The sequence below is a fragment of the Rhodococcus sp. RDE2 genome (assembly GCF_020885655.1).
GTDB lineage: Bacteria > Actinomycetota > Actinomycetes > Mycobacteriales > Mycobacteriaceae > Rhodococcus > Rhodococcus pyridinivorans.
The window spans coordinates 337,107-359,529 of sequence record NZ_AP025186.1; the positions used below are offsets into that span (position 1 = coordinate 337,107).

Here is a 22,423-nt window from a genome sequence, read left to right on the forward strand (position 1 = left end):
CAGGCTTGTCGAGGGTCGGTGTCGCCGGTCAGGCGTCGGGGGAGAGGTAGACGGTCTTCTCGGACTGGTAGAACTGCATGAGCGTGGGGCCGGCCTGTTCCTTGAAGGTCTGCGTGCTCGACTGCTTGTAGCCGCCGAACGGCGCGTTCATGGCCATTCCCGTGGTGGGCTGGTTGACCTTCACGAGTCCGGTCCGCGACCCTGCGATGAATCGCTGTGCGGCGGACAGGCTCCGGGTGACGACGGAGGCGCTGAGCCCGAAGGCGGTGTCGTTCGCAAGGGCGAGGGCCTCGTCGAAGGAACCGGCGCGCTGGAAGGCCAGGACCGGGCCGAAGATCTCATCGGTCAGCAGGCGCATCCCCGGTGCGGTGTCCGCGAAGACCGTGGGCCGCACGAAGAATCCGCCACGCAGCGTGTCGTCCTCGCATCGCACGCCGCCGCACACCAGCCGTGCGCCTTCGTCCGTGCCGATGGTGACGTACTCGAGGAACTTGTCGAGCTGACCGCGACTCGCGAGCGGGCCGACATCGACGGCGGCACCCGAACCCGGTCCCACCCGCAGGGCGCGGGTGCGTTCGGCGACCTTCTCGAGCAACTCGTCGTGGATCGCGTCGACGGCGACGACACGGCTGGTGCCGGTGCACGCCTGGCCCGACAGTCCGAAGGCGCCCTTGACGATCAGTGCGGCCGCCGCGTCGAGATCGGCGTCGTCCAGGACGACGACGGGGTTCTTGCCGCCCATCTCCAGCTGTACGCGCCGGTCGGGGCCGACGCTGCGGTGGATGGCGCGTCCGACCTCGGTGGACCCGGTGAAGGTCACCGCGGCGATCCGCTCGTCGCCGGAGACTGCCGCACCGGCCTTGCCGTCGCCCTGTACGAGTGCGATCGCGCCGGCCGGCAGACCACCGGCGAGCAGGGCCTCGACGAGTCGCTGTCCCATCAGCGGGGTGATCTCGGACGGCTTGAACAGCACCGTGTTGCCGGCGGCGAGCGCGGGCCCGAGCTTGCGGGAGGGGATGTTGAGCGGGAAGTTCCACGGCGTGATCGCACCGACGATCCCGATCGGTTCGCGCACGGTGTAGACGGTGGTGGAGCCCGGACCGGGGAAGGTCGCGCCGGTGGCGCGCAGTGCCTCACCTGCGTAGAAGCGCAGGTTCATGGGGGTGCGGCTCACCTCCATCGTGGCCTCGGCTCGGGTCTTGCCCTCTTCGCGGATCAGTTCGTCGACGAGTTCGGCCGAGCGTGCCGCGAGATGGTCGGCGGCTGCCTCGAGGATCGCGGCGCGACGTTCGGGCGGGGTGGCGGCCCATTCGGGTGCGGCCTTGTCGAGGGCGTCGACGGCGTTGCGGACGTCGATGGCGTCGGAGTCCGGGAAGGTGCCGATAAGATCGGTCTCGTCGGCGGGGTTGCGGCGTTCGAAGACCGCGCCGGAGGCGGCCGGTACCCAGTTGCCGTCGATGTGGTTCAGTCCGGTGATCGTCATGCGGGCTCGACCTCCTCGTACATCTCCCACAGATCGGTGTCCTCGTCGGCGAGCAGCGCTGCGTCGACCCTGCGGCCGATGAGTTCGCGGGCCGCCATGATGTCCTCGCCGCGGTCCATCGCGAAGGCGGCGGTCAGAACGTCGCCGGCGAGGTAGAAGACCGAGAATTCTCCACTGTCGGTGTCCCTGCGGACGACGAGTTCGGTTGTTCCGGAGGCTGATCCGGCGAACTGAATGTTGGAGTCGTACTGATCGGACCAGAACCAGTGCGGGTCGTCGGAGAGCGACTGCCGCCCGACGATCGTGTCGGCGACCACCGCCGCCTGGCGGTTCGCGTTGTCGAAGTGTTCGACGCGCACGTGCCGGCCTTCGCGCGGGGAGAACCGCTTCGCGACATCGCCTGCCGCGTAGATGTTCTCGACCGAGGTGCGCCCGGTGGCGTCGACGACGATCCCGCCGTCGACGGCGAGTCCGCTCGCCGCCGCGATGTCGGTGTTGGGGACGATGCCGATGCCGACGACCACGGCGTCGGCCTCGACGATCCCGCCGGTGGTGGTCTCGATCCGCACACCGCGATCGGAAGTGGTCACCGACGCGACGCCCGTGCCGGTGCGCAGGTCGACACCGTTGCGGCGGTGCAGTTCGGCGCAGTGCCGGCCGACCTGCTCGCCGAGGATGCCTCCGAGAAGGTGTTCGGCCTGTTCGAGGACCGTCACCGTCACCCCGAGAGATTGTGCGGTCGCGGCGATCTCGAGTCCGATGAAGCCGCCGCCGACGATCGCGAGACTCGAACCCGGGGTCAGGCGGGCTGCGAGGGCGGTCGCGTCGTCGAGGGTGCGCAGGTAGTGGACGAGATCGGGCCGGGAACCGGTGGTGGCGAGGGTGCGGGGGCGTCCGCCCGTGGCGAGGACGATCGCGTCGGCGGCGATCTCGCCGCCGTCGAACTCGACGGTGCGGGTCGCGGTGTCGATGCGCTGGACCGACACGCCCGTGCGGATGTCGATGTCGTTGGCGTCGAGCCATTTCCGGGTCAGCAGTGCGAGGGAGTCGATTCCTTCACGACCCGCGAGGAATTCCTTCGACAGGGGCGGACGCTGGTAGGGGGCGTGCTGCTCGTCGCCGAGCAGCACGATGCGTCCGTCGAAGCCGCGGCGGCGCAGGGTGCGTGCGGCGACGGCGGCGACCTGGCCGGCGCCCACTGTGACTACGGTGCGAACGGTCATGCCGTGCACTCCTTTCCGGATGCGGCCGGTGCCGGACGCGGGGTGAGGTCCACGAGGACGGTCTCGTCGCGCACGAGGACGGGATAGACCGGCTGGCAGAGGTCCTGGTCCTCTTCGTATCCGGTCTCGAGATCGAAGCGCCACTGGTGGCCGGGGCAGATGACCCGGCCGTGCAGGAGCGTGCCCTTCACGAGCGAACGGTCCTGGTGGATGCACAGGTCGGCGAAGGCGTAGATGCGGTCGTTCGCATGGAACAGTGCGATCGCGAGGCCGTCGACCTCCACGCGGAGTTTGCGGCGGCGGGTCACCTCTTTCACCGTGGCGACGGCGACCCAGGTCGGGGACTCCGCGGCGGTGTCGGTGCCGGGGGTCCCGCTGCCCATGATTTCGGTGGACATGCTTCTCCTTCGCTCGTGTGCGAGAACGGGAGCGGAAGCCGCGAGCGACTTCCGCTCCCGCGCATCGGATCAGGCGGACGCCAGCTCCAGATCGGGGGCGACGTACGTGTCGTACAGGCCCTTCGTGTACGAGAAACGCATCTCCGCTCCCCAGCGGACGAGCTGCAGGCAGCGCTGCTGCAGCTGCGGGGTGTCCGCGCAGTCCAGGACGATCTGGTAGCCGCGCTCACCGTGCACGACGTCCGAGGTGATGTGCAGGTCGAAGAACTCGATCTCGTCCTCGGTGAAGCCGTACACCTCGCGGAGCGGGACGATCTGCTTCTTGTAGATGCTCGGCACCTGGGATTCGAGGCCCACGACCAGGGCCGCGGTGGCGACGACGAAGTGTTCGCGCTGCGACACCGCGTAGCACCAGGCCTGCAGTCCGCGGGTGACCGCGTTCATGTTGTTCGGATCCTCGACGCGCTCCTTGGTGGTGCCGCACGCCTCGGCGAACTTGATGAGCAGGTCGGTGTGCCGGATGTCGGCCAGCTCCTCCTCGTACATGTTCTGGAGGGTGAAGTCCTTGGCGTCGGTGAAGTGATCGGGGGTGTTGGAGTAGATGTTCGCCAGGTAGTCGGCGAAGGGGCCGACGTAGTGGTAGTGGTTCTCGGCCCACCGGGCGAAGTGGTGCTTCTCGAGCTTGCCCTCGGCCCACGCCTTGCTGAACGATGCGTTCTTCGCCTCGCGTCCCTTGATGGCGTCTTCGAGTGCGGCGCGGAATTCGTCGCGTCCGAGCAGTTCGGTCATGATGATGCCTTTCGATGAGGAGGTCGTGCGGGGGATGCGATCAGGCGTTGATCGCGGAGGTCAGAGCTTCGAATTCGGCGATCATGGCGGCGCCGACCGCCTTGTCCTGCTCGCCGTTGCCGCCGCTGATGCCGACGGCGCCGACGATCTGTCCGTCGTAGACGAGGGGGAAGCCGCCGACGAAGATCGCGAACTTCCCGGGGAGCATGTGGCTGATGCCGAATGCTTCGTTGCCGGGGAGGGCGGGTCCGTTGGGACCCTCGTTGAACAGGTGGGTGGCGCGCTCGTGGCCGGCGGCGGTGAACGCCTTCGCCATGGCGATCTCGACGCCGGTGAGGCGGGCGCCGGGAAGCCGGTGCAGAGCAATGACGTTCGCGCTCTCGTCGCAGACGCAGAGGGTCTGCTTCACGCCGATCTCCTCGGCCTTCGCGCGGCCGGCGGCCAGCAGGGGGAGTGCGTCGTCGAGGGTGATGCGGTGGATTCGATGCATTGGTCTCCACTTTCGAAGTCGGGTCGGAGAGTCGGACGATTCCTGGTCCGCGTCGGGATCCGTGTGCGTCCCGCCGATGCCGCGTCGCTGAAGTGTCGGCGGGTGCCGGAGCGGTGGAGCGGTGTGTCCGGCGTGGCTCATTTCTAACAGGGCCGTGCGCCGATGGGGACGGTCAAGATCACCGTTGTTTTCGGGATTCGGTGTACACAGTGCACATGTGTCTGGGACGCATGACTCTGGTAACTGGTGTAGAAAGTGCACACCGCCACGGTGTCAACGGGTCCACCCCCTCACGGCCCGCCGATGCTCCCGATGGAAGCAGGTCCCCATGGAATCGAGCCCGCGTCTGACAGTCCGAGGACTGCTCGACGAACCGCTCATGGAGGGCGCCCGGGTCGTGGATCGGGAGGCCGATCTCGACCGGGCGCTCACCTGGGTGCTGCCGTTCGGCGAGGTCGTCGGCCGATTCGACGATCTCACCGGTGTCGCCGTGTACATGCGGCCGGAGGCACTGGCCGACAGTGCGCACGCCCTGTCCGCGCTCGCGGCCCGCGACGCGGCGGCACTGGTCGTCGACGGCGCGGTGCCCGCCGGAGTGTCCTGGCCGGCGGGACTGGTGGTGATCGAACTCGACCTGCCCGTCGGATTCGCGGCACTCAACCGGTTGCTCGCGGAGCGGTCGCTGATGCAGGAAGTGCACGTCATGCGCTATTCCGCGCACGTGCACTCGACGCTCGCCGGCCTGCTGCACCGCGGCGCGGGACTGAACCTGCTCGTCAAGGAGGTCTCGGCGCTCGCCCAGCATCCGGCGATCGCGCTCGACGCGCGCGGTCAGGCCGTCGCCTTCCACGGTGTGGATGCCGCTCGGGCGGAAGAGATCTCGGGGATCCTGCACAAGCAGCTGTCGACGGTGACGGCCGCGGATCGTCACGCGCACCACGACACCCGCGTGCTGGAGGAGGTCGTCGGAGGCGCACCCTGGACGTGCACGGCCAGCACCATCCGGCTCGGCAAACGGTTCGAGGGCTGGGTGGTCGTTCTCGCCTCGGGCGCGTCTCCCGGACCGCACGAACTGGCCCAGCACGCGGTCGTCACCGAACAGGCGACGGCGATCATCGGGTCGGAGATGCTGCGGCAACGCAGCGTCGACGAGGCCGAGGAACGGGCCCGCGGCGATTTCGTGCAGGCGCTGGTGCACGGCAGTTTCACCAGCCAGCACGACATGCAGGCCCGCGCCGAGTACCACGACATCGACCTCACCTCGTCGTTCGCGGTCTTCGTCGCGCCCGGTTACGGGGAGAACCCGGCCGGCCCGGGCGGCGACGAATCCGGTGGACTGTTGCGGTTGGCCCGGTACGCCGCCAGCGTCCTGCCCCATCCGTCGGTGCGCTCGTACGTCACGGTGATCGGCGACGTCCTGGTGGTGGTGCGGTCGCTCCGCTACCGCGACCCGCGCGACGTCGAACTCGAGATCGCCGAATACGCCGACGCGGTGTCGCAGGACCTGTCCCGCCGGCGCGTGCGCCCGGTGCCCGTCGCCCACGGCGCTCCGGCCGTCGGCGCGGACCAGATCCGCGAGAGCTACCGGCAGGCCCGTGTGGCACTCGGCATCGGGCAGCGGCTCGGCATGTCGGGTTCGGTGGCGTACCGCGACCTGCGGGGTTACGGCGTGCTCGAGCTGGTCGCCGAGACCGATCGCAGCCGCAGGTTCGTCGGCGACGTGTTCGGGTCGCTCAAGCCCGGCACCGACCTGTACGACACCCTGTCGGCCTATCTCGCGGCCGGCGGGAACGTCAACGCGGCGGCGCGGGAGCTGTCGGTGCACCGCAACACGATGCTGTCGAAGCTGGACCGGATCTCCCGCGCGATGGGGATGGACGTCCGGCTGCCGGAGAACCAGTTCACGGCCTGGCTCGCCGTTCGCCTCGAGCTTCTCGACCGGCTGCGCACCTCGGTCGAGAACGAGATCAACTACCGCTGAGAGCGGTCGACTCGGAGCCGGTCGCGACGTGATCCTCGGGGTCGGCCCCCAGGAACGACGCGGCGAACCCCGCGCACACGACCACGGCGCACACCGCGAAGAGCGGTCCCACCGTCCACGAACCGAGCGCGACGGTCACCCACGCCGCCCCGACGGCCGAGCCGCCGAACCGGATCAGGTTGAACACTCCCAGCCCCGTTCCGCGCTCGCCCGCCGGAGAACGCGTCGAGCCGGCGGCCGCGGGGGTCTGCACGGCGGCGATACCGGCGCCGGCGATCGCGAGGACGGTCGCGACGAGCCACAGGCGCGGTTCGTCCGCCGAGAGGACGACGGCGAGCGCGATCTGACCGACGAGGAGCACCACCAGTCCCGCCCGCAGTATCCGCCGTGCGCCGACGCGGTCGACGGTGCGGCCGACGACCGGTGCGAGGACCGCCATGACCGCGGGCAGCGCGAACAGGATGGCCCCGGCCGTGGCTGTCGACGCGCCCGTCGCGTGCAACCGCAGCGGCACCGCCAGCAGAGCCGCGCCCAGGCAGAACATCTGCGCGAAGGCGGCGGCTGCGCTCCGCGCGAACCTGCTCTCGACCAGCAACCGGACGTCGACGAACGGCACGTCCGCGCGGAGGCAGTGCACGACGAAACCGACCAGTACGACGATCGAGACGGCCAGTGCGATCCCCGCGACGGACGTGGGAACACCCGCTTGTCCGAACATGCTCAGTCCCAGCACGACTCCGGCGGAACCGAGCGTCAGTGCGATCGCACCGGGCACGTCGAGGGTCATCCGGCGTCCGGGGAAGATCGGGATCCAGCGCAGCGTTCCGGCCAGTCCGATCAGTGCAATCGGGATCATCGGGACGAAAACCCATCGCCAACCCCAATGTCCCGCAACGAAACCGCCGAAGGTGGGGCCGATGGCCTGACCGAGTCCGTTCACGGTGGCCCACGCGCTCACCGCGCGTGCGCGTCTGTGCGCGCCGAACAGCCACGCGATCAATCCCATGACCGCGGGAGCGAATGCGGCCGCCGCGACTCCGCCGAGGGCGCGCCAGACCACGAGGATCTCGAGGGTCGGCGCGGTCGCGGCTCCGGCAGCGCAGATCGCGGTGCCGAGCAGGGCACCGCAGTAGACGCGACGCCGACCGTATCGGTCACCGATGTACCCTGCAAGGGGCATTGCCGCAGCAAAAGTGAGAAGGAAGCCGACGGCCAGTAGTGCGCCGTCTTCGAGGCTTGCGTCGAAGTCGGAAAGTATCTGTGGCAGTGGGACATTGATGATGTTGTTGCTCAGTGTCCCGACGAGGGTTCCGGCGAGCAGAGCGGACAGTGCCAGGGGAGTACCCGTATCCGTCTCGGCTGCCGGCGCTGCCGGTGTATCGGTGCGAGTGGTCATCGAACTCTCCGGAACCTCGGGGAACTGCACGGCACGGTTCGTGCCGTCGAACCACTTTCGCACTGCGCTACGGTCGGATGCATCGTCATCGCGGGGTGGATGTGCACATCGGATCCGGAGGAACCGGTGCAGAGTGCACATTCGGCGACGTCGTGGGGGCGTCGGCGAGCGCGCGACACATGTTCGTAGCAATATTTCACATCCGAGCGCCGCGTCGTTACGAAATTGCAAAAGTGGAACACAGTGCACAGCTAGCGTGGCGGGCAATGTGCACCGTTCTCGTTGACCGAGCACGGGCCGTAGCGGAAAGTTCCCCCCAATACATCGAGTTCCCCATTCACCGTCCACGAACACAGCCCGACTCGTTCCACCCCCTGTCGAAGGAATCGCCTTGGACGTACAACTCACCGCCGCGCACTGGGTCTACCTGGCCGGCATCCTCGTCATCCTGGCCACCATGGCCCTGCGGAAGAACATCGTCGTTCCTGCAGTCGTCGCAACCTTCCTGACCGCCCTGACGTTCTCCGGCAGCATCGTCACGGGACTGTCGGCCATCTTCAACGCGAGCCTCGTCGCGGCGAAGGAACTGTTCAATATCTTCCTCATCATCGCGATGGTCACGGCCATGCTCGGCGCGCTGCGCCAGCTCGGCGCCGACCGGATGATGGTCGCGCCGTTCCGGCGGGTCATGCGTGCGGGCACCAGCAGCTTCCTCGTCCTGGCCGCGGTCACCTACGTGATCTCCCTGTTCTTCTGGCCCACCCCGGCCGTGCCCCTCGTCGGCGCGGTGCTCATCCCCGTGGCGATCCGCGCGGGCATGTCCCCGTTGTCGGTGGGCATGGTCATCGCGATCTGCGGTCAGGGCATGGCGCTGTCCTCGGACTACATCATCAAGGTGGCGCCCGGCATCTCCGCATCGGCTGCCGGCGTCGAGGCCGACGCCGTGGCGGACAAGGCCATGGTCCTGTCCCTGATCGTCGGCGGCACGGCTCTGCTGATCACCTACCTCCTGCAGAAGCGGCACTGGCGTGCACCGTCCCCCGACCTCCTCGTCGAGTGGGAGGCCGAAGCCGACCGCGGCATCGGCGAGACCCGTGACGACTCCTCGGGCGACGGGGGCGGCTCCCGTCCTCCGCGTCGGCCGGAACCCGCCGGCGGCCCCAGCGGCGGTGGCGGAGAGCAGGCGGCGACGGCCACGGCGGTGCTCGTGGCGCCGTCCGATCCGATCGCCGACCCCGACACCGAAGCGGAGAAGGAGCGCCGCGGTACCGCGAAGGCGTTCGCGATGCTCGTGCCGCTCGCCTACCTCGCGTTCATCGTCTACCTGACGCTGGGCAAGTTCACCGAGGTCGTACCGCCGCTGCAGGGTGGTGACGCCGCCGCGATCGTGGGTGGGATCGCAGCGCTGATCCTGTTCGCCGCCGCAGCGTCGACCGACCGCGGAGGTTTCCTCGAGACCACCTCGGACCATCTCGTCGACGGCCTGGTCTTCGCCTTCAAGGCCATGGGCTGCGTCCTCCCGATCGCCGGCTTCTTCTTCATCGGCAATCCGGAGTTCGCGGGACCGATCCTCGGCATCTCCGCCGACGCCGCAGGCCCGGCGATCCTGTTCGACCTCGTGACCACGGTGCAGGCGCACCTTCCGCAGAACGCCTTCGTCACGTCCTTCGGCATCCTGCTCATCGGCCTCGTCGCCGGACTCGACGGGTCCGGATTCAGCGGACTGCCCCTCACCGGTGCGCTGTCGGGTGCTCTCGGCCCGGCCGTCGACGTCGACCCGTCGACGCTCGCGGCGATCGGTCAGATGGGCAACATCTGGGCCGGTGGCGGTGTCATCATCGCGTGGTCCTCGCTGGTCGCGGTGGCCGGTTTCGCCCGGGTGCCCGTGCTCGATCTCGCCCGCAAATGCTTCCTGCCGGTGATGGCGGGGCTGATCCTCTCGACCGTCTTCGCAGTCCTGGTGTTCTGACGACGGCGCGTGTTCCGACGAAGCGACCGGGTCCCTGCTTCAGGGGCCCGGTCGTTCCGGCAGGGTCAGGATCCGGTAGCCGAGTTCGTGGAGTCGGCGATGTTCGGTCCAGCGTTCCCGGGTCCACGCCGGCTCGGTGTGCGCGGCGATGACGGCCGCGGTGGTGGAGGCGTGCAGGTCGAACTCGAGGTCGCGGCGCAGTTCGGGCAGTTCGCGCGCGTCCGTCGACGCGGCGATCCTCGTGACGGCGTCGCGGACGCGGCCGTCGGCGAAGACGAGGACGCGGCGGTGGGCCCGGGGGAGCACACCCCACAGCACCGCGAGCGCGACGAGGACGCCGACGACGGTCTCGAGGAACCGATCGCGCGCGACCGTCACCAGATCGCCGGGGGCGCCCAAACCACCGAGGACGACGACGAGCGGGGTGATGAAGACCATCGCCAGGCCGTAGTTCCGCACCAGGAACATCTCGGTGCCGGCCATCACCGCGGCCAGCACCGCGACGAGGACGACCCCACCGGGATGGAAGGGCGTCAGAGAGGCCACCAGGAGGAGTCCGAGCACGGTGCCGAGGAAGCGGTGCGCCGCCCGGTAGGAGCCGAGGATCCGGTCCGGTCCCTGATGCAGGATCATCGCGGCCGTGATGACCGCCCAGTCGGGGCGTCCGACGCCCAGCGCGATGGCGATCGTCCCGGCGACAGGCCCCGCGACGAGCAGGCGCACGGCGATCGTCGCCGACCGGCTGCGCAGGTGCGCGGCGCGTGCGAGGCGGTACCGCACGGAGGGGCGTCGCAGCGGGGTCCGCAGTCGCAGATCGTCCTCGGGAACCGCCTCGTCCCGCGGGCGCTCGTCCAGTGTCTCCGCACATCGGAGGTGCGCCGCGCGCAGCGTCTGCTCCAGCGGATGCCCCGAATCGACGAGGCCGGCGTCGTGCAGGCACTGCCAGGCCGCGTGTAGATCGTGGACCGCGGCGCGGCGATTGCCGGGTGAGTTCTCCTCGAGGACCGCGTCGACGGCGGCGACCGCAGCGGCCACCGCGGTGCGTTCCGGAGTTCGCGGCCGGAACGGGGCGCCGGACAGGGAGACCACGACGGCCGTCCCCGCGCCGATCGCCGTCCAGGCAGAGACCGTCGGGACGGACACTCCCAGCGCGGGGAGAGCGGACGCGATCTCGAGGGACAACAACATCAGGAAGGCGCCGGGCGCACCCATCCGCAGCGCGTCGACGACGAAGGCGCACCCCGCGACGGTCGCAGTCATCGCCGCGACGACCAGCAGGTACCACCACGCCGACCCGCCCGTGGCCAGCTCGTGGTGGACGACCGAGCCTGCGAGGGCGCCGATCGTCGCCAGTGTCACGAGCACCGTCCCGATGACGGCGACCGCTCGGGCACGGACGCGATAGGGGCGTTGCTCGCCGTAGACGACGGCGAAGGCGCCGAGTGTGGCGATGGCGGAGACGGCGCCGAATCCGAGGGCGACGCCCACGAGACCGGGTACCGCGACGGTGGCGGCTGCGCGTGCGGCGCCGGGCCACCGGCGTCCCTGCCGCGGAACCGACAGCATCGCGGTCCGCAACGGGGCGGGCGTGGGCAGCGGCAGGTCGACGACCCGATGATCTCCGCTCGCTTCCGCCACGTCGTATCACCTTAGGAACCGGCGGGCCGGCGTTTCCCGTCGGCAGGCGCGCATGAGGCGCAGGTCACTGGGTCGGTCCGTCGAATTTCCCGACGGAATATTCGACGGGTAATTCGTCGGCGTTCGAATTGCGAACGCATCGAATTCGCCGGTGGAAAATGCGTCGACTCGCATATTTCTCGTAAATGGGATAGACTCGCATATTTCTCGTAAATGGGATAGAAGAGGGGAGCGCCTGTTTCGAAGTCGGGAGAAATTCACCCGGCCCCGTGAAAGGACATTCCATGACACTCAATGTTGTGCTGTTGTTACTGGTACTGGCTGCGGCCTTCGCGTCCGTCGCCGCTCTCCATTCGGCGGACGAGCGCCGCACCCGCCATCCCTGAGTGAATTCGTGACGACGCGGATCCGTCCGCTCACGGAGATATCCGCGTTGCACTGTCCGATCGAGGGGGAGGTCGTGTGCGTTTTCGTCGGGAGAATCGCACACAACCTCCCCCTCGTTCGTCGTGCCCGGGGATGGCGCGAACGGTGGTCCCGGAAGGTCGGGACGGCCGTCCCTTCCACCCGGGACACCGGGCACCGGATCGTTCCTTCCACGACGCGCAGGGCGTCGCACCGATCCGAAGGGACTCTCATGAACACTCTCGGCACCGAGACCGAACCCCTCGCGCCGATCGCCCCCGACCGTCGTGGCCCCGGTTCGCTCTGGGCGTGGACGGGGGCGGTCGCCGGACTCGCCGGCGTCGTGGGCATCCAGGCGAGCATGGCGATGAGCGCGGCGTACAACGAGCGCACCGCCGGCAACGCGGTGGCGATCATGACCGAGTTCGCCGGGCAGCGCACGGCCATGCTCGTCATGCATCTGACGCTGATGGTGTCGACGACGCTGCTGCTCGTCTTCGCTGCCGGACTGCAGCGTCGGCTGCGCGCGGGCACTCCGGAGTTCAGCCTCGTGCCGACGGTCGCGGCATTCGGTCTCGTGCTCACCTCGGTTGCGACCCTCATGGGTACCGGGCTCGACACCGAGTTGCTGTTCGGCCTCGGCAACACCGACCAGATGGTGCCCGAGGTGGCGGTCTTCGCCTCGCACTGGATGGGCACCATCCCGTGGCTGTGGGTCGGTGCCGGCGTCAGCGGCGTCGCGGTCGCGGTGGCGGCCCTGCGTCACCGCGCGGCGCCCCGGTGGATCGGTTGGGCGAGCATCGTTCTCGGCGGCCTGACGCTGCTCCTCGGCATCTCCCCGCTGCAGTACATGGCGGGTTTCACCGGCCCGGTGTGGGTGTTGGTGGCCGGAGTCGGATTCGCCCTCGCGGACCGGCGTGCACGTTAGTGCCACTGCGAGCGGCCCAGCGGCGTATACCGGCCGCATCGAGGACACAGTGGTGCATACTCACCGCACCATGAAGGACACAGTCGCGGCGAACGGATCGGCGGGTACCGGGGCACCGGTACCCGCCGCCGTCGTGGCCGTCGCCTCCTGGCTGCTCGCCGTCGCGGCCGTCGTCGTGTTCGTCGCGGCCCGGCCCGCGCTCGATTCCGACCAGCTGTTCTTCCTCGTCGACGTCGTCGGAGCCGCCGTCTACGGGACGGTCGCCGGGGTGATCCTCGCCCGCCGGGTCCACGCCGTGCCGATCCTGCTGGCCGTCGCGTCGATCGGCGTCGGTGTGGCAGCGGTGTCCTACAGCTGGACCCAGCTCGCCCTCGTCCGCCCCGAACTGCCCGTCGGATTCCTCGGTCCGCTGCAGAACACCACCTGGATCCCCGGGACGCTCGCGTTGTTCCTGGTGGTGCCGTGGCTCGTCCGCGACCGCCCGGCCGATCCCGTGGTGCGGGCCGGGATCGGCATCGGCGTCCTGACGATCGCCTGGTTCTTCTGGGCGCGCACCTTCACCGATATCGCCGACATCTGGTTCGTCGGACCCGTTGTGGCCGTGGGCTTCCTGACCGCGGGGCACGTCGAGTGGCGTCGCCGCCACGCTCCGGCCGGCGAACGATCCGGGACGGGATGGCTCGCGCTCGGCAGTGCCCTGATGACGGCCTCGTACATCCCGATGGCAGTCCCGGACGTGCCGTGGATGCTCACACCGCTGCTCCACCTTGCGACGCAGGCCTTCTATCCGGTCGCGATCCTCGCCGTCGTGCTGCGCCAACGACTCTGGGGTATCGACCTCGCCGTCGGTCGTGCCGCGCTCGCCGGCAGTCTCACCGCCGTGCTCGTCACCTGCTATCTCGCGGTGACGGTCGCGGTGTCGCTGGTGCTCCCGAACGAGTCGGTCTTCGCCCAGGCGGTCGCCGCCACCGCCGTCGCCCTGGCCGTGCAACCGGTGCGGATGTGGCTCGGCCGGAAGGTGCACCGCCTCGTCTACGGTGACGGCGTCGACCCGGCACGCGCCGTCCGGATCCTCGGGCGGCACTTCGCCGGTGCCGATTCCCCCGACCTGCTGCTGGGCGAACTCGCCGCCGGCATCGGTACCGCACTGCGCCTCGAATCGGTCGAGGTGCGCCGCGGCAGCGACGTGATCGCACGCTGGGGGACCGCGACCGGACCCGTCGAGGAGGTGCCGGTCGGTTCCGGTGACGCCACACTCGCCGTCACCGCACCCCCGGGCGAATCGCTCGGGACACGCAGCCGGCGGGCGCTCACCGAACTCGCGACCGTCGTCGACGCCGGTCTCGTCGTCCTGCGGTCTGCGGAGGACCTCGAAGACGCACGTCGCCGCCTCACCGAGGTGAGACTCGAGGAACGCCGCACCATCCGCCGTGAACTGCACGACGGTCTCGGCCCGTCGCTCGCCGGGGTGCGGCTCGGCCTGCAGGGCGCACGCAATCTCGTCGCCACCGACCCGGAAGCCGCGGCCGGACTTGTCGACGAACTGCTCCGCGAACTCGACCGGCAGGTCGACGGTGTCCGCGAACTGTCGCGCAGTCTGCTGCCCCCGGTCCTCGACGAACTCGGCCTCACCGCCGCACTCGACGAACTCGTGATCACCCACGCCCGCGCGGGATTCCGCGTCGACCTGCAGTCCGACCTCCCCGCCGGGATGTCCGGGCCGATCGCGTGGGCCGCCTACGGCATCGCCTCCGAGGCGATCATCAACGCACGACGGCACTCCGGCGCCGACGAATGCACGGTGCGGGTCGCGGCGGAGGGCGACCTGCTGGTCCTCGACATCGTCGACGACGGACGAGGGCTCGCGACCGACGCGCGTGTCGGTGTGGGGACGCAGAGCATGCGGGAACGGGCCCGGGAGGTCGGCGGAACGGTGGGCATCGAACCCGGCGACCCGCGCGGTGTCGTGGTGCGGGCACGGCTACCCTGGTCCGAATCATGAGCGACAACGGAGCGATACGCGTTGCGGTCGTCGACGACCATCCCGTCTTCCGCCTCGGTATGGCGGCCCTGCTGGGCACCCTCGGCGGGATCGACGTCGTGTGCCAGGCGAGTTCGGTGGGGGAGGCGCTCGAGGTCGTGACCACCGACGTCGACGTCGTGCTCATGGACATCGAACTCGGCGACGGATCGGGGATCGACGCGACCCGCAGCATCCTCCGGAAGTCGCCGGGCACCCGGATCCTGATGGTCACCATGCACGAGGACGAGGACATCCTCGTCGCATCGATCCGTGCCGGTGCGTCGGGTTATCTCGTCAAGGGGGCCGATCCGTCAGGGGTCGAACGGGCGATCCGGGCCGTGGCCGACGGCGAGATGATCGTCGGTGCGGCGGTCGCGGCGAAAGCCCTTGCGGCGGTCGCGACCTCCCGCAACACCTCGGCGGCCTTCCCGGACCTGACCGAACGGGAGCGGGAGATCCTCGATCTCGTGGCCCGCGGACTGGACAACACCGCGATCTCCCGTCGGCTCGTGCTCAGCCAGAAGACGGTGCGCAACCACGTGTCGAACATCCTCGGCAAGATCGGTGCCGCCGACCGGGCGAGCGCGATCGTGCGTGCGCGAGAAGCAGGCCTGGGCGTCGACTGACCTGCTGCTCAGGGAGTGACGGTCGTGACGAAGGACATCCGGTCGCCGCGGTAGAGCGACCGGCGGTGCTCGATCGGCACGTCGTTCTCGTCGTAGGAGATCCGCTCGAGCAGCAGCATGGGGGTGCGCGTGTCGGCGTCGAGCAGCGCCGCCTCGCGCGCATCCGGCAGCGTGGTCTCGATCCGCTCGACCGCCCGCGCGAAGGTGATCCCGTACGAACGGATCGCGGCGTACAGCGACGACGACGGATCCAGCGTCCGGCGCAGCTCCGGAAAGCGGTGTGCGGGAAGGCGCGTGCGTTCGAGCCCGACATGCACGCCGTCGGTGAGCAGGACACGTTCGAGTTCGAGGACGGGATCGCCGGGTTCGAGACCGAGACGGCAGGCCAACTCGTCGTCGGCGACGAGATCGGTCCACGCGACGAGCACACGCCCGGCGCTGCGCCCTTCGAGCAGGGCGGCCTCGGTGTAGGAACCGATGACGAGAGGCTGGACGATCTTCGGTCCGGCGACGACGGTGCTGCGGCCCCGCCGTTCGATGCGACCGTCGACGAGCAGTTCCCGAAGTGCCTGACGGACGGTTTCGCGGGCGACGTCGAATCGTGTGGCGAGATCGCGTTCGGAAGGGACCTGATCTCCCACGCTGAGCTGGTCGAGGAGGCACTCGACCTGGCGGCGCACGACCTGGTGCTTGAGGGTGCGCGCTTCGCGAACGACGGTGGCCACACATCCAGCGTAACCGAATTCCGGTCTATACCAACTGTTCACCGGGCGTTCGCCGAACCACCCCCATATGGTCTAGACCATCCGTCACTGTCGTCCCCATGCGAATCCTGATCATCGGTGGCGGCATCCTCGGCACCGCACACGCCGACGCCGCCGTCCGCCGCGGACACGACGTCCTGCACCTCGAACGCGAACCGGAAGCGCGCGGCGCCACCGTGCGGAACTTCGGACTCGTCTGGGTCTCCGGCCGCACACGCGGCGAACTCGACGCCACCCTGCGCTCCCGCGAGCTGTGGGAGGACCTCGGTGCCCGTGTTCCCGACGTCGGTTTCCGAGCGAACGGTTCGCTGACGTTGCTGCGCACCGACGCCGAGGTCGCCGTCGCCGAGGAAGCGATCGCACGCGACGACGCGCAGCGACGGGGATTCGCCCTGCTCGATGCGGACGAGACGCGCCGCCGTAACCCCGCGCTACGCGGCAAGTTCCTCGCGGCACTGCACTGCAGCGCCGACGCCGCCGTCGAATCCCGCATCGCGCTCCCGGCGATCCGGCAACACCTCGCCACCTCGGGCCGCTACCGGTTCCTGCCGTCCACCGAGGCGCGGGACGTCTCCCGCACGCCCCACGGGACCGTGCAGGTGCGCGACGACCACGGCACCGTGCACGAGACCGACCTCGTTCTCGTCTGTCCCGGCGCGACACTCGGTGGCCTCGCCCGCGACCTCGCCGACGACCTGCCGTTGCGCAGGGTCCGACTGCAGATGATGCAGACCGCACCGCTCGGCGAAGACCTCACCACGTCGATCGCCGACGGCGACAGCCTGCGCTACTACCCGGGATTCGCCGGTACCGCCCTCGACGACCTCACCGCCTCCGAAGAGCAACGACCCGTCGCCGCACGGCATCGCATGCAGTTGCTGTGCGTCCAGCGCCTGCACGGCGGCCTCACCATCGGCGATACCCACGCCTACGACGAACCGTTCGACTTCGACGTCGACGAAGAACCCTACGACCACCTCGTCGCGGTGACGGAGGAGTTCCTCGGCCGCCGACTGCCGCGCGTCGTCCGGCGCTGGGCCGGTGTGTACAGCCAGTGCATCGACCCCACGGCGCTCGTGCACCGCGCGAAGGCCGATGAGGACGTGTGGGTCGTCGCCGGTCCGGGTGGCCGCGGTATGACCCTCGGCCCCTATCTCGGCGAGGAGACCGCCGACCTTCTCGGCCTCTGACATCCCGGAACGGGACGCCCCGAAACCCTTGGAGAAGAACATGACCATCCGACTCGCCGTGCTCGACATGGCCGGAACCACCGTCGCCGACGACGGACTCGTCGTTCGCGCATTCGACGAGGCGGCCACCGCCGTCGGCCTTCCCGCGAGCGGCCCGGACCGGGACGACGCACGCCGATACGTCCTCGACACCATGGGGCAGTCGAAGATCGTCGTATTCCGCGCACTGTTCGGCAGCGACGAACGTGCCCGGATCGCCAACAACGCCTTCGAACGCGCCTACGAACGATTCGTCGACCAGGGCGACGTCTCCGCCGTCCCCGGCGCCGAGAAGGCGATCACGCAGCTGCGTGAGGCCGGCGTGAAAGTCGTACTCACCACCGGATTCAGCCGATCCACCCAGGACAGGCTGCTCGATGCACTCGGCTGGCGTGACCTCGCCGACCTCGCTCTCACGCCCGCCGACGCCGGTCGCGGACGCCCCTACCCCGACATGATCCTCACCGCCCTGCTGCGCACCGGTACCGACGACGTCCGTGACGTCGCCGTCGTCGGGGACACGGCAGGAGACATCCTGTCCGGTCTGCGCGCCGGCGCCTCCGTCGTCGCCGGAACCCGCACCGGCGCCCACGACGAGGCGACGCTCCGCGAAGCCGGAGCCACACACGTTCTCGACTCGATCGCCGATCTGCCTGCTCTGCTCCTCGCCTGACCCCCGACACGAAGGACACCCCCATGCGTTCCCTGTCGTCCCGGCGCACCGTTGCCTGTGCCGGTCTCGCCGCCGGACTCACCCTCGCCCTGACAGCCTGCGGTGGTTCGGATCCCGACGCGCTCACCGAACAAGGCTTCCCCGAAACCCTCACGCTCGGTGCGATTCCGGCCGAGAACTCGTCCGACCTGAAGGCGAGTTACGAACCGCTGCTGAAGATGCTCGAGGACGAGACCGGATCGACCGTCGAGTTCGTCCAGGCCTCCGATTACGCGGGCGTGGTCGAAGGCATGATCGCCGACAACGTCGATCTCGCCTTCTTCGGTCCCTTCGCGTACGTCGTCGCACAGCTCAACGGCGCCGACACCACCCCGCTCGGCGCCGTGGTGCAGGATCCGGGCGCCGAACCCGGTTACCGCTCCTACGGTCTGACGCAGTCCGGCAACTCCGGGATCGACAGTATCGAGGACTTCGCGGACAAGGACGTGTGCTTCGTCGATCCCGGTTCGACGTCCGGATTCCTGTACCCCTCGGCAGGACTCATCGAAGCGGGAGTCGTCGGATCGGGAACCGAGCAGGATCTCGTCGCCGGCCTGACCCCCGTCTACGCCGGCGGACACGACGCCTCCGCACTGGCGATCGCAGCGGGCGACTGCGATGCCGGCTTCGCGTTCGACACCATGGTCGACAAGACCATGATCGAGAGCGGCGACATCCGGGAAGGCGAACTGAAGAAGGTCTGGGAATCCGAGACGATCGCCGGATCCCTGTTCGTCGGCGACAATTCCCTCGGCACCGAGGTCGTCGAACGACTCGCCGGCATCCTCACCGAGAAGGGCAACGCCGACTACCTGCGCGCACAGGGATACTGCGACGGCGAATGCCGCATCACCGACGAACGTGCCTGGGGTGTCGTGCCCGCGACCGACGCCGACTACGACGGGGTACGCCACGTCTGTGAGATCACCGGCTCCGAGAAGTGCAAGGGCTGACGATGAACATCGATCCCACCCATCAGGTCGCCGGCGACGATCTCGTTCTCTCCGTCCGTGGTGTCACCAAGGAATTCGGCACCACCACCGCGCTGTCCGGCGTCGATCTCGACGTCCACCGCAGCGAACTGGTCGTGCTGCTCGGCCTGTCCGGCTCGGGGAAGTCGACCTTCCTCCGGTGCCTGAACGGTCTGCACCCCGTCACCGAGGGCAGCATCGACGTCTCCGGGACGCGGGTCGATCTCGCGTCGCGCCGTGAACTGCGGTCGCTGCGCAGGAACGTCGGATTCGTCTTCCAGCAGTTCAATCTGGTCGGACGGCTCAGCTGCCTCGAGAACGTACTCATCGGCGGACTGGGCAGACTGTCGCTGCCCCGCTACGGGGCACTCACCTACCCGAAGGCGATGCGTGTCGAGGCGCGGGAACATCTCGACCGGGTCGGTCTCGCCGACCTCGCGGACCGGCGCGCCGACACGCTTTCAGGAGGCCAGCAGCAGCGCGTCGCGATCGCGCGGACCCTCATGCAGCGGCCCACGGTCCTGCTCGCCGACGAACCCGTCGCCTCCCTCGACCCGGAGAACGCCGGCGTGGTCATGGACCTGCTGTTCCGAGTGTGCATGGAGGACAAGCTCACCGTCGTGTGCACGCTGCACCAGGTCGACCTCGCACTCGGGTGGGCACACCGCATCGTCGGTCTGCGCGACGGCCGCAAAGTGCTCGATCGCCCCGCGGTCGGTCTCTCACGCGACGAGGCCATGGAGATCTACCGGCGCGTCGAGCCCGCCTCCGACCCGCTCGGAGCCGGGTCGGCATGAGCATCCTCGCCCCACCCCGCACCGAGCCGACGCCCCACGACGCCGGTCGCGGCCGCCGGCGGACGATCACCGCCGGGTGGGCGATCGTCGCGGTCGCCGTCCTGGCATCGGCCGCGTATATCGACTTCGCGCCCGCGACCCTGCTCGACGGGCTCGATTCGACGGCCGGCCTGATCGAACGCATGCTGCCGCCGCGGCTCGACGATCCGGGCCGCATCGGTGTCCTCGCCCTCGAGACGCTGCTCATGGCGGTGCTCGGCACCGTCCTCGCGGCGGTCGCCTCGATCCCGCTCGCATTCCTCGCGGCACGCAACACGACACCGCATCCGGTGCTGTATCGCATCGCCCGCGCCGTCATCACGTTCTGCCGCGCCATGCCCGACCTGCTGTTCGCGGTCCTGTTCGTCCGCGCACTCGGAATCGGCGTGCTCCCCGGTGTTCTCGCGCTCGCGCTCCATTCGATCGGCATGCTCGGCAAGTTGTTCGCCGACGCGATCGAACAGACCGACGCCGGGCCGCGGGAAGCCGTGCGCAGCACCGGCGTCGGGTACGTCCGCGAGATGATCAACGCGGTTCTGCCGCAGGTCGTTCCGTCCTGGACCGCGAACTTCGTCTACCGCATCGACATCAACCTCCGAACCTCCGTCGTCCTCGGTTTCGTCGGTGCCGGCGGCATCGGGTTCGCGCTGCAGGACGCACTGCGCGGACTGGTCTATCCACGAGCGCTCGGAATCGTGTGCGTGATCCTGGTGATCATCGCCGCGATGGAGGTCGTCGCCATCCTCGTCCGGCGCGCCCTGCTCACCCCCTCCGCGAACGGTCCCGGACGCGAACGTGTCTCACGTACCGTCTTCTCGGTCACCGTCGTGGGAGCCACGGTACTCGCCCTGATCACCCTCCGTATCGACCCGCGCGAGCTGTTCACGTGGATCGGTCCGTCCCTCGAGGTCTTCACGCGTCTCGTGCCGCCGGACTTCGCCGCGGTGGGATGGGATCTCGCCGACGCGGTGCTGCAGACCCTCGCGATCGGTGCGGTCGCGACCGCCGTGGGCGCGGCGCTGTCACTACCCTTCGGGATCCTGGCTGCGGGCAACGTGTCGCCACATCCCACCGTCTACGCATCCGCACGCGCCGTGATCCTCGTCGTGCGGGCCGTCCCCGAACTCGTCCTCGCGGTGATCTTCGTGGCCGCTATCGGACTCGGCCCCGTCGCCGGTGCATGCGCGCTCGCCGTCGGATCCGTCGGATTCCTCGGCAAACTCGTCGCCGACGCCGTCGAGGAGATCGACTCCGGTCCGCTCGACGCGGTCCGCGCCGTCGGTGGCGGATGGTGGAAGACCGTGTTCGCCGCGGTGATTCCCCAGGTGGTTCCGTCCGTCGTCGGTTCGACGCTGTACCTGCTCGACGTCAACATCCGCACCTCGACCGTTCTCGGTGTCGTCGGTGCGGGAGGCGTGGGATTCCTTCTCTTCGAAGCGGTCCGGACACTGAACTTCGAATTCGCCGGTGCGATCGTGGTCATCGTGTTCGCCGTCGTGTACGTCATCGAAAGGGTGTCGGGATGGATCCGCTCGAAGGTCGTGTGAGCCGCACGGCGGTGTGGACGGGAGCGGACATCGAGATGCGAGAGGTGCCGGTACCGGCCCTGCGTGACGGCGACGTGCTCGTCCGTGTCCGGCTCGCCACGGTGTGCGGGAGCGATCTGCACACCGTGTCCGGACGACGCTGCGGTCCGGTGCCGTCGGTTCTCGGACACGAAGGGGTCGGGGAGATCGTCGCGGTCGGCCCGCATGCCACCTCGGACGTGGGGGAGCGGGTCGTGTGGAGCGTGACGCGCGTGTGCCACGAGTGCGACCGCTGCCGATCCGGGCGCACGGCCAAGTGCAGATCGGTGACGAAGGTCGGTCACGAACCGTTCACCGGGCCGTGGCCGTTGTCGGGAACGTACTCCGAGTACATCGTCCTGCCCGCGGGCACGGAACTCGTGCCCGTCCCGGACCTGCTGCCCGACGTCGTCGCAGCTCCCGCCGCGTGCGCGACCGCCACTGCCGCCGCGGTGATCGACGCGGCCGGCGACCTCGCAGGACGCCGGGTCGTGGTGTGCGGTGCCGGAATGCTCGGTGTCACGGCCGTGGCCATGTGTGCGGATGCCGGTGCCGAGGTCGTGGTCCTCGACGTCGATCCCCGGCGCACCGCGTGTGCCGGACGATTCGGAGCGGTCGCCGACGAGGGTGGTCCCGTGGACGTCGCCCTCGACTTCTCCGGGTCGTCGGAGGCGATCGCCTCGCTCGTACCGCGCCTGGACATCGGTGGCCGCGTCGTCCTCGCGGGGTCGGTGGCTCCCGCCGCCGCAGTCCCTGTCGATCCGGAGGCGATCGTGCGCGGCTGGCTCACCATCAGCGGGGTGCACAACTACGAACCCCGGCACCTGCACGAGGCCGTGGCGTTCCTGACTCGCACGGTCGCCGTCCACCCCTGGGCCGAGCTCGTCGACGCGCCCGTTCCCCTCGCTGCGCTGGGAGAAGTCCTGCACAGAGGACGCGGCCTGCGGGCAGCGGTGGCTCCGTAGACGGTTTCCGGACGTTCGGTTCGGTCACGGAC

The 22,423-nt window shown here is 69.2% G+C and carries 19 protein-coding genes; 11 read left to right on the forward strand and 8 right to left on the reverse strand.

Translation table 11 applies throughout. From position 1 onward, the window contains the following. Positions 1-28 precede the first annotated feature (28 nt). The 5 genes from LPH33_RS01565 to LPH33_RS01585 form a co-directional block, all read right to left on the reverse strand. Positions 29-1,483: an aldehyde dehydrogenase family protein gene (locus LPH33_RS01565; protein ID WP_088899625.1), complete on the reverse strand. Its 1,455-nt coding sequence runs from the start codon at positions 1,481-1,483 to the stop codon at positions 29-31. Continuing rightward, positions 1,480-2,706: an NAD(P)/FAD-dependent oxidoreductase gene (locus LPH33_RS01570; protein ID WP_229566845.1), complete on the reverse strand. Its 1,227-nt coding sequence runs from the start codon at positions 2,704-2,706 to the stop codon at positions 1,480-1,482. The genes LPH33_RS01565 and LPH33_RS01570 overlap by 4 nt, the downstream gene beginning before the upstream one ends. Beyond that, a complete protein-coding gene (locus LPH33_RS01575; RefSeq protein WP_420714470.1) occupies positions 2,703-3,104 on the reverse strand; it encodes a Rieske (2Fe-2S) protein in 402 nt (133 codons plus the stop codon). The genes LPH33_RS01570 and LPH33_RS01575 overlap by 4 nt, the downstream gene beginning before the upstream one ends. Before the next feature lie 69 nt (positions 3,105-3,173). Continuing rightward, complete coding sequence (locus tag LPH33_RS01580; RefSeq protein WP_006552489.1) at positions 3,174-3,893, reverse strand: TenA family transcriptional regulator; 720 nt, start codon at positions 3,891-3,893, stop codon at positions 3,174-3,176. Between the two features lie 40 nt (positions 3,894-3,933). Continuing rightward, the gene (locus LPH33_RS01585) at positions 3,934-4,383 is read right to left on the reverse strand and encodes a GlcG/HbpS family heme-binding protein (protein ID WP_006552488.1); all 450 of its coding nucleotides are present in this window, start codon (positions 4,381-4,383) and stop codon (positions 3,934-3,936) included. 328 nt (positions 4,384-4,711) lie between these two features. Here LPH33_RS01585 and LPH33_RS01590 point away from each other — a divergent pair, with 328 nt between their 5' ends. Further along, on the forward strand, positions 4,712-6,364 hold the full coding sequence (locus LPH33_RS01590; protein ID WP_229566846.1) for a PucR family transcriptional regulator: 1,653 nt from the start codon (positions 4,712-4,714) through the stop codon (positions 6,362-6,364). On the opposite strand, the gene LPH33_RS01595 is transcribed toward LPH33_RS01590, so the two are convergent. Next, positions 6,351-7,823, reverse strand: a complete 1,473-nt coding sequence (locus LPH33_RS01595) for an MFS transporter (protein ID WP_229566848.1) — start codon at positions 7,821-7,823, stop codon at positions 6,351-6,353. The two genes, LPH33_RS01590 and LPH33_RS01595, sit on opposite strands and share 14 nt — an antisense overlap. Before the next feature lie 328 nt (positions 7,824-8,151). Here LPH33_RS01595 and LPH33_RS01600 point away from each other — a divergent pair, with 328 nt between their 5' ends. Further along, positions 8,152-9,729 (forward strand): hypothetical protein, encoded by a 1,578-nt coding sequence (locus LPH33_RS01600; RefSeq protein ID WP_106200745.1) that lies wholly within the window; start codon positions 8,152-8,154, stop codon positions 9,727-9,729. Positions 9,730-9,768: 39 nt separating this feature from the next. Here LPH33_RS01600 and LPH33_RS01605 read toward each other — a convergent pair whose 3' ends face one another. Further along, on the reverse strand, positions 9,769-11,367 hold the full coding sequence (locus LPH33_RS01605) for an FUSC family protein (RefSeq protein WP_229566850.1): 1,599 nt from the start codon (positions 11,365-11,367) through the stop codon (positions 9,769-9,771). A gap of 637 nt (positions 11,368-12,004) precedes the next feature. Between LPH33_RS01605 and LPH33_RS01610 the strand changes: the two genes are divergently transcribed. The 3 genes from LPH33_RS01610 to LPH33_RS01620 all read left to right on the forward strand — a co-directional run bounded on the left by LPH33_RS01610 (position 12,005) and on the right by LPH33_RS01620 (position 15,349). Then, on the forward strand, positions 12,005-12,700 hold the full coding sequence (locus LPH33_RS01610) for a hypothetical protein (RefSeq protein WP_172414999.1): 696 nt from the start codon (positions 12,005-12,007) through the stop codon (positions 12,698-12,700). A gap of 70 nt (positions 12,701-12,770) precedes the next feature. Beyond that, complete coding sequence (locus tag LPH33_RS01615) at positions 12,771-14,702, forward strand: sensor histidine kinase (protein WP_229566852.1); 1,932 nt, start codon at positions 12,771-12,773, stop codon at positions 14,700-14,702. After that, positions 14,699-15,349, forward strand: a complete 651-nt coding sequence (locus LPH33_RS01620; RefSeq protein WP_088898837.1) for a response regulator — start codon at positions 14,699-14,701, stop codon at positions 15,347-15,349. The genes LPH33_RS01615 and LPH33_RS01620 overlap by 4 nt, the downstream gene beginning before the upstream one ends. 8 nt (positions 15,350-15,357) lie before the next feature. Here LPH33_RS01620 and LPH33_RS01625 read toward each other — a convergent pair whose 3' ends face one another. Further along, positions 15,358-16,074 carry a GntR family transcriptional regulator gene (locus LPH33_RS01625; protein ID WP_160876110.1) on the reverse strand — a complete coding sequence of 239 codons (717 nt, stop codon included), beginning with the start codon at positions 16,072-16,074 and terminating at the stop codon, positions 15,358-15,360. Positions 16,075-16,172: 98 nt separating this feature from the next. Here LPH33_RS01625 and LPH33_RS01630 point away from each other — a divergent pair, with 98 nt between their 5' ends. The 6 genes from LPH33_RS01630 to LPH33_RS01655 are packed head-to-tail and all read left to right on the forward strand — an operon-like array spanning position 16,173 to position 22,391. Beyond that, positions 16,173-17,303: a TIGR03364 family FAD-dependent oxidoreductase gene (locus LPH33_RS01630; RefSeq protein ID WP_088898835.1), complete on the forward strand. Its 1,131-nt coding sequence runs from the start codon at positions 16,173-16,175 to the stop codon at positions 17,301-17,303. Between the two features lie 40 nt (positions 17,304-17,343). Continuing rightward, positions 17,344-18,015, forward strand: a complete 672-nt coding sequence (locus LPH33_RS01635) for a phosphonatase-like hydrolase (RefSeq protein ID WP_088898834.1) — start codon at positions 17,344-17,346, stop codon at positions 18,013-18,015. A gap of 23 nt (positions 18,016-18,038) precedes the next feature. After that, the gene (locus tag LPH33_RS01640) at positions 18,039-19,007 is read left to right on the forward strand and encodes a phosphate/phosphite/phosphonate ABC transporter substrate-binding protein (protein WP_088898833.1); all 969 of its coding nucleotides are present in this window, start codon (positions 18,039-18,041) and stop codon (positions 19,005-19,007) included. A 2-nt stretch (positions 19,008-19,009) separates the two neighbouring features. Beyond that, positions 19,010-19,822: a phosphonate ABC transporter ATP-binding protein gene (gene phnC / locus LPH33_RS01645; protein WP_088898832.1), complete on the forward strand. Its 813-nt coding sequence runs from the start codon at positions 19,010-19,012 to the stop codon at positions 19,820-19,822. After that, positions 19,819-21,408: a phosphonate ABC transporter, permease protein PhnE gene (gene phnE, locus LPH33_RS01650; RefSeq protein WP_229566853.1), complete on the forward strand. Its 1,590-nt coding sequence runs from the start codon at positions 19,819-19,821 to the stop codon at positions 21,406-21,408. The genes phnC and phnE overlap by 4 nt, the downstream gene beginning before the upstream one ends. Next, a complete protein-coding gene (locus LPH33_RS01655; RefSeq protein WP_088898830.1) occupies positions 21,384-22,391 on the forward strand; it encodes a zinc-binding dehydrogenase in 1,008 nt (335 codons plus the stop codon). Before phnE ends, LPH33_RS01655 begins: the two co-directional genes overlap by 25 nt. Positions 22,392-22,423: the final 32 nt, after the last annotated feature.

Bases quoted from the DNA above. Each gene is read 5' to 3' on its own strand.
- LPH33_RS01610 (WP_172414999.1), top strand. From the start codon at position 12,005: ATGAACACTCTCGGCACCGAGACCGAACCCCTCGCGCCGATCGCCCCC.
- LPH33_RS01565 (WP_088899625.1), bottom strand. From the start codon at position 1,483: ATGACGATCACCGGACTGAACCACATCGACGGCAACTGGGTACCGGCC.
- LPH33_RS01655 (WP_088898830.1), top strand. From the start codon at position 21,384: ATGGATCCGCTCGAAGGTCGTGTGAGCCGCACGGCGGTGTGGACGGGA.
- phnE (WP_229566853.1), top strand. From the start codon at position 19,819: ATGAGCATCCTCGCCCCACCCCGCACCGAGCCGACGCCCCACGACGCC.
- LPH33_RS01590 (WP_229566846.1), top strand. From the start codon at position 4,712: ATGGAATCGAGCCCGCGTCTGACAGTCCGAGGACTGCTCGACGAACCG.
- LPH33_RS01640 (WP_088898833.1), top strand. From the start codon at position 18,039: ATGCGTTCCCTGTCGTCCCGGCGCACCGTTGCCTGTGCCGGTCTCGCC.
- LPH33_RS01585 (WP_006552488.1), bottom strand. From the start codon at position 4,383: ATGCATCGAATCCACCGCATCACCCTCGACGACGCACTCCCCCTGCTG.
- LPH33_RS01620 (WP_088898837.1), top strand. From the start codon at position 14,699: ATGAGCGACAACGGAGCGATACGCGTTGCGGTCGTCGACGACCATCCC.
- LPH33_RS01630 (WP_088898835.1), top strand. From the start codon at position 16,173: ATGCGAATCCTGATCATCGGTGGCGGCATCCTCGGCACCGCACACGCC.
- LPH33_RS01615 (WP_229566852.1), top strand. From the start codon at position 12,771: ATGAAGGACACAGTCGCGGCGAACGGATCGGCGGGTACCGGGGCACCG.
- phnC (WP_088898832.1), top strand. From the start codon at position 19,010: ATGAACATCGATCCCACCCATCAGGTCGCCGGCGACGATCTCGTTCTC.
- LPH33_RS01575 (WP_420714470.1), bottom strand. From the start codon at position 3,104: ATGTCCACCGAAATCATGGGCAGCGGGACCCCCGGCACCGACACCGCC.
- LPH33_RS01580 (WP_006552489.1), bottom strand. From the start codon at position 3,893: ATGACCGAACTGCTCGGACGCGACGAATTCCGCGCCGCACTCGAAGAC.
- LPH33_RS01635 (WP_088898834.1), top strand. From the start codon at position 17,344: ATGACCATCCGACTCGCCGTGCTCGACATGGCCGGAACCACCGTCGCC.
- LPH33_RS01570 (WP_229566845.1), bottom strand. From the start codon at position 2,706: ATGACCGTTCGCACCGTAGTCACAGTGGGCGCCGGCCAGGTCGCCGCC.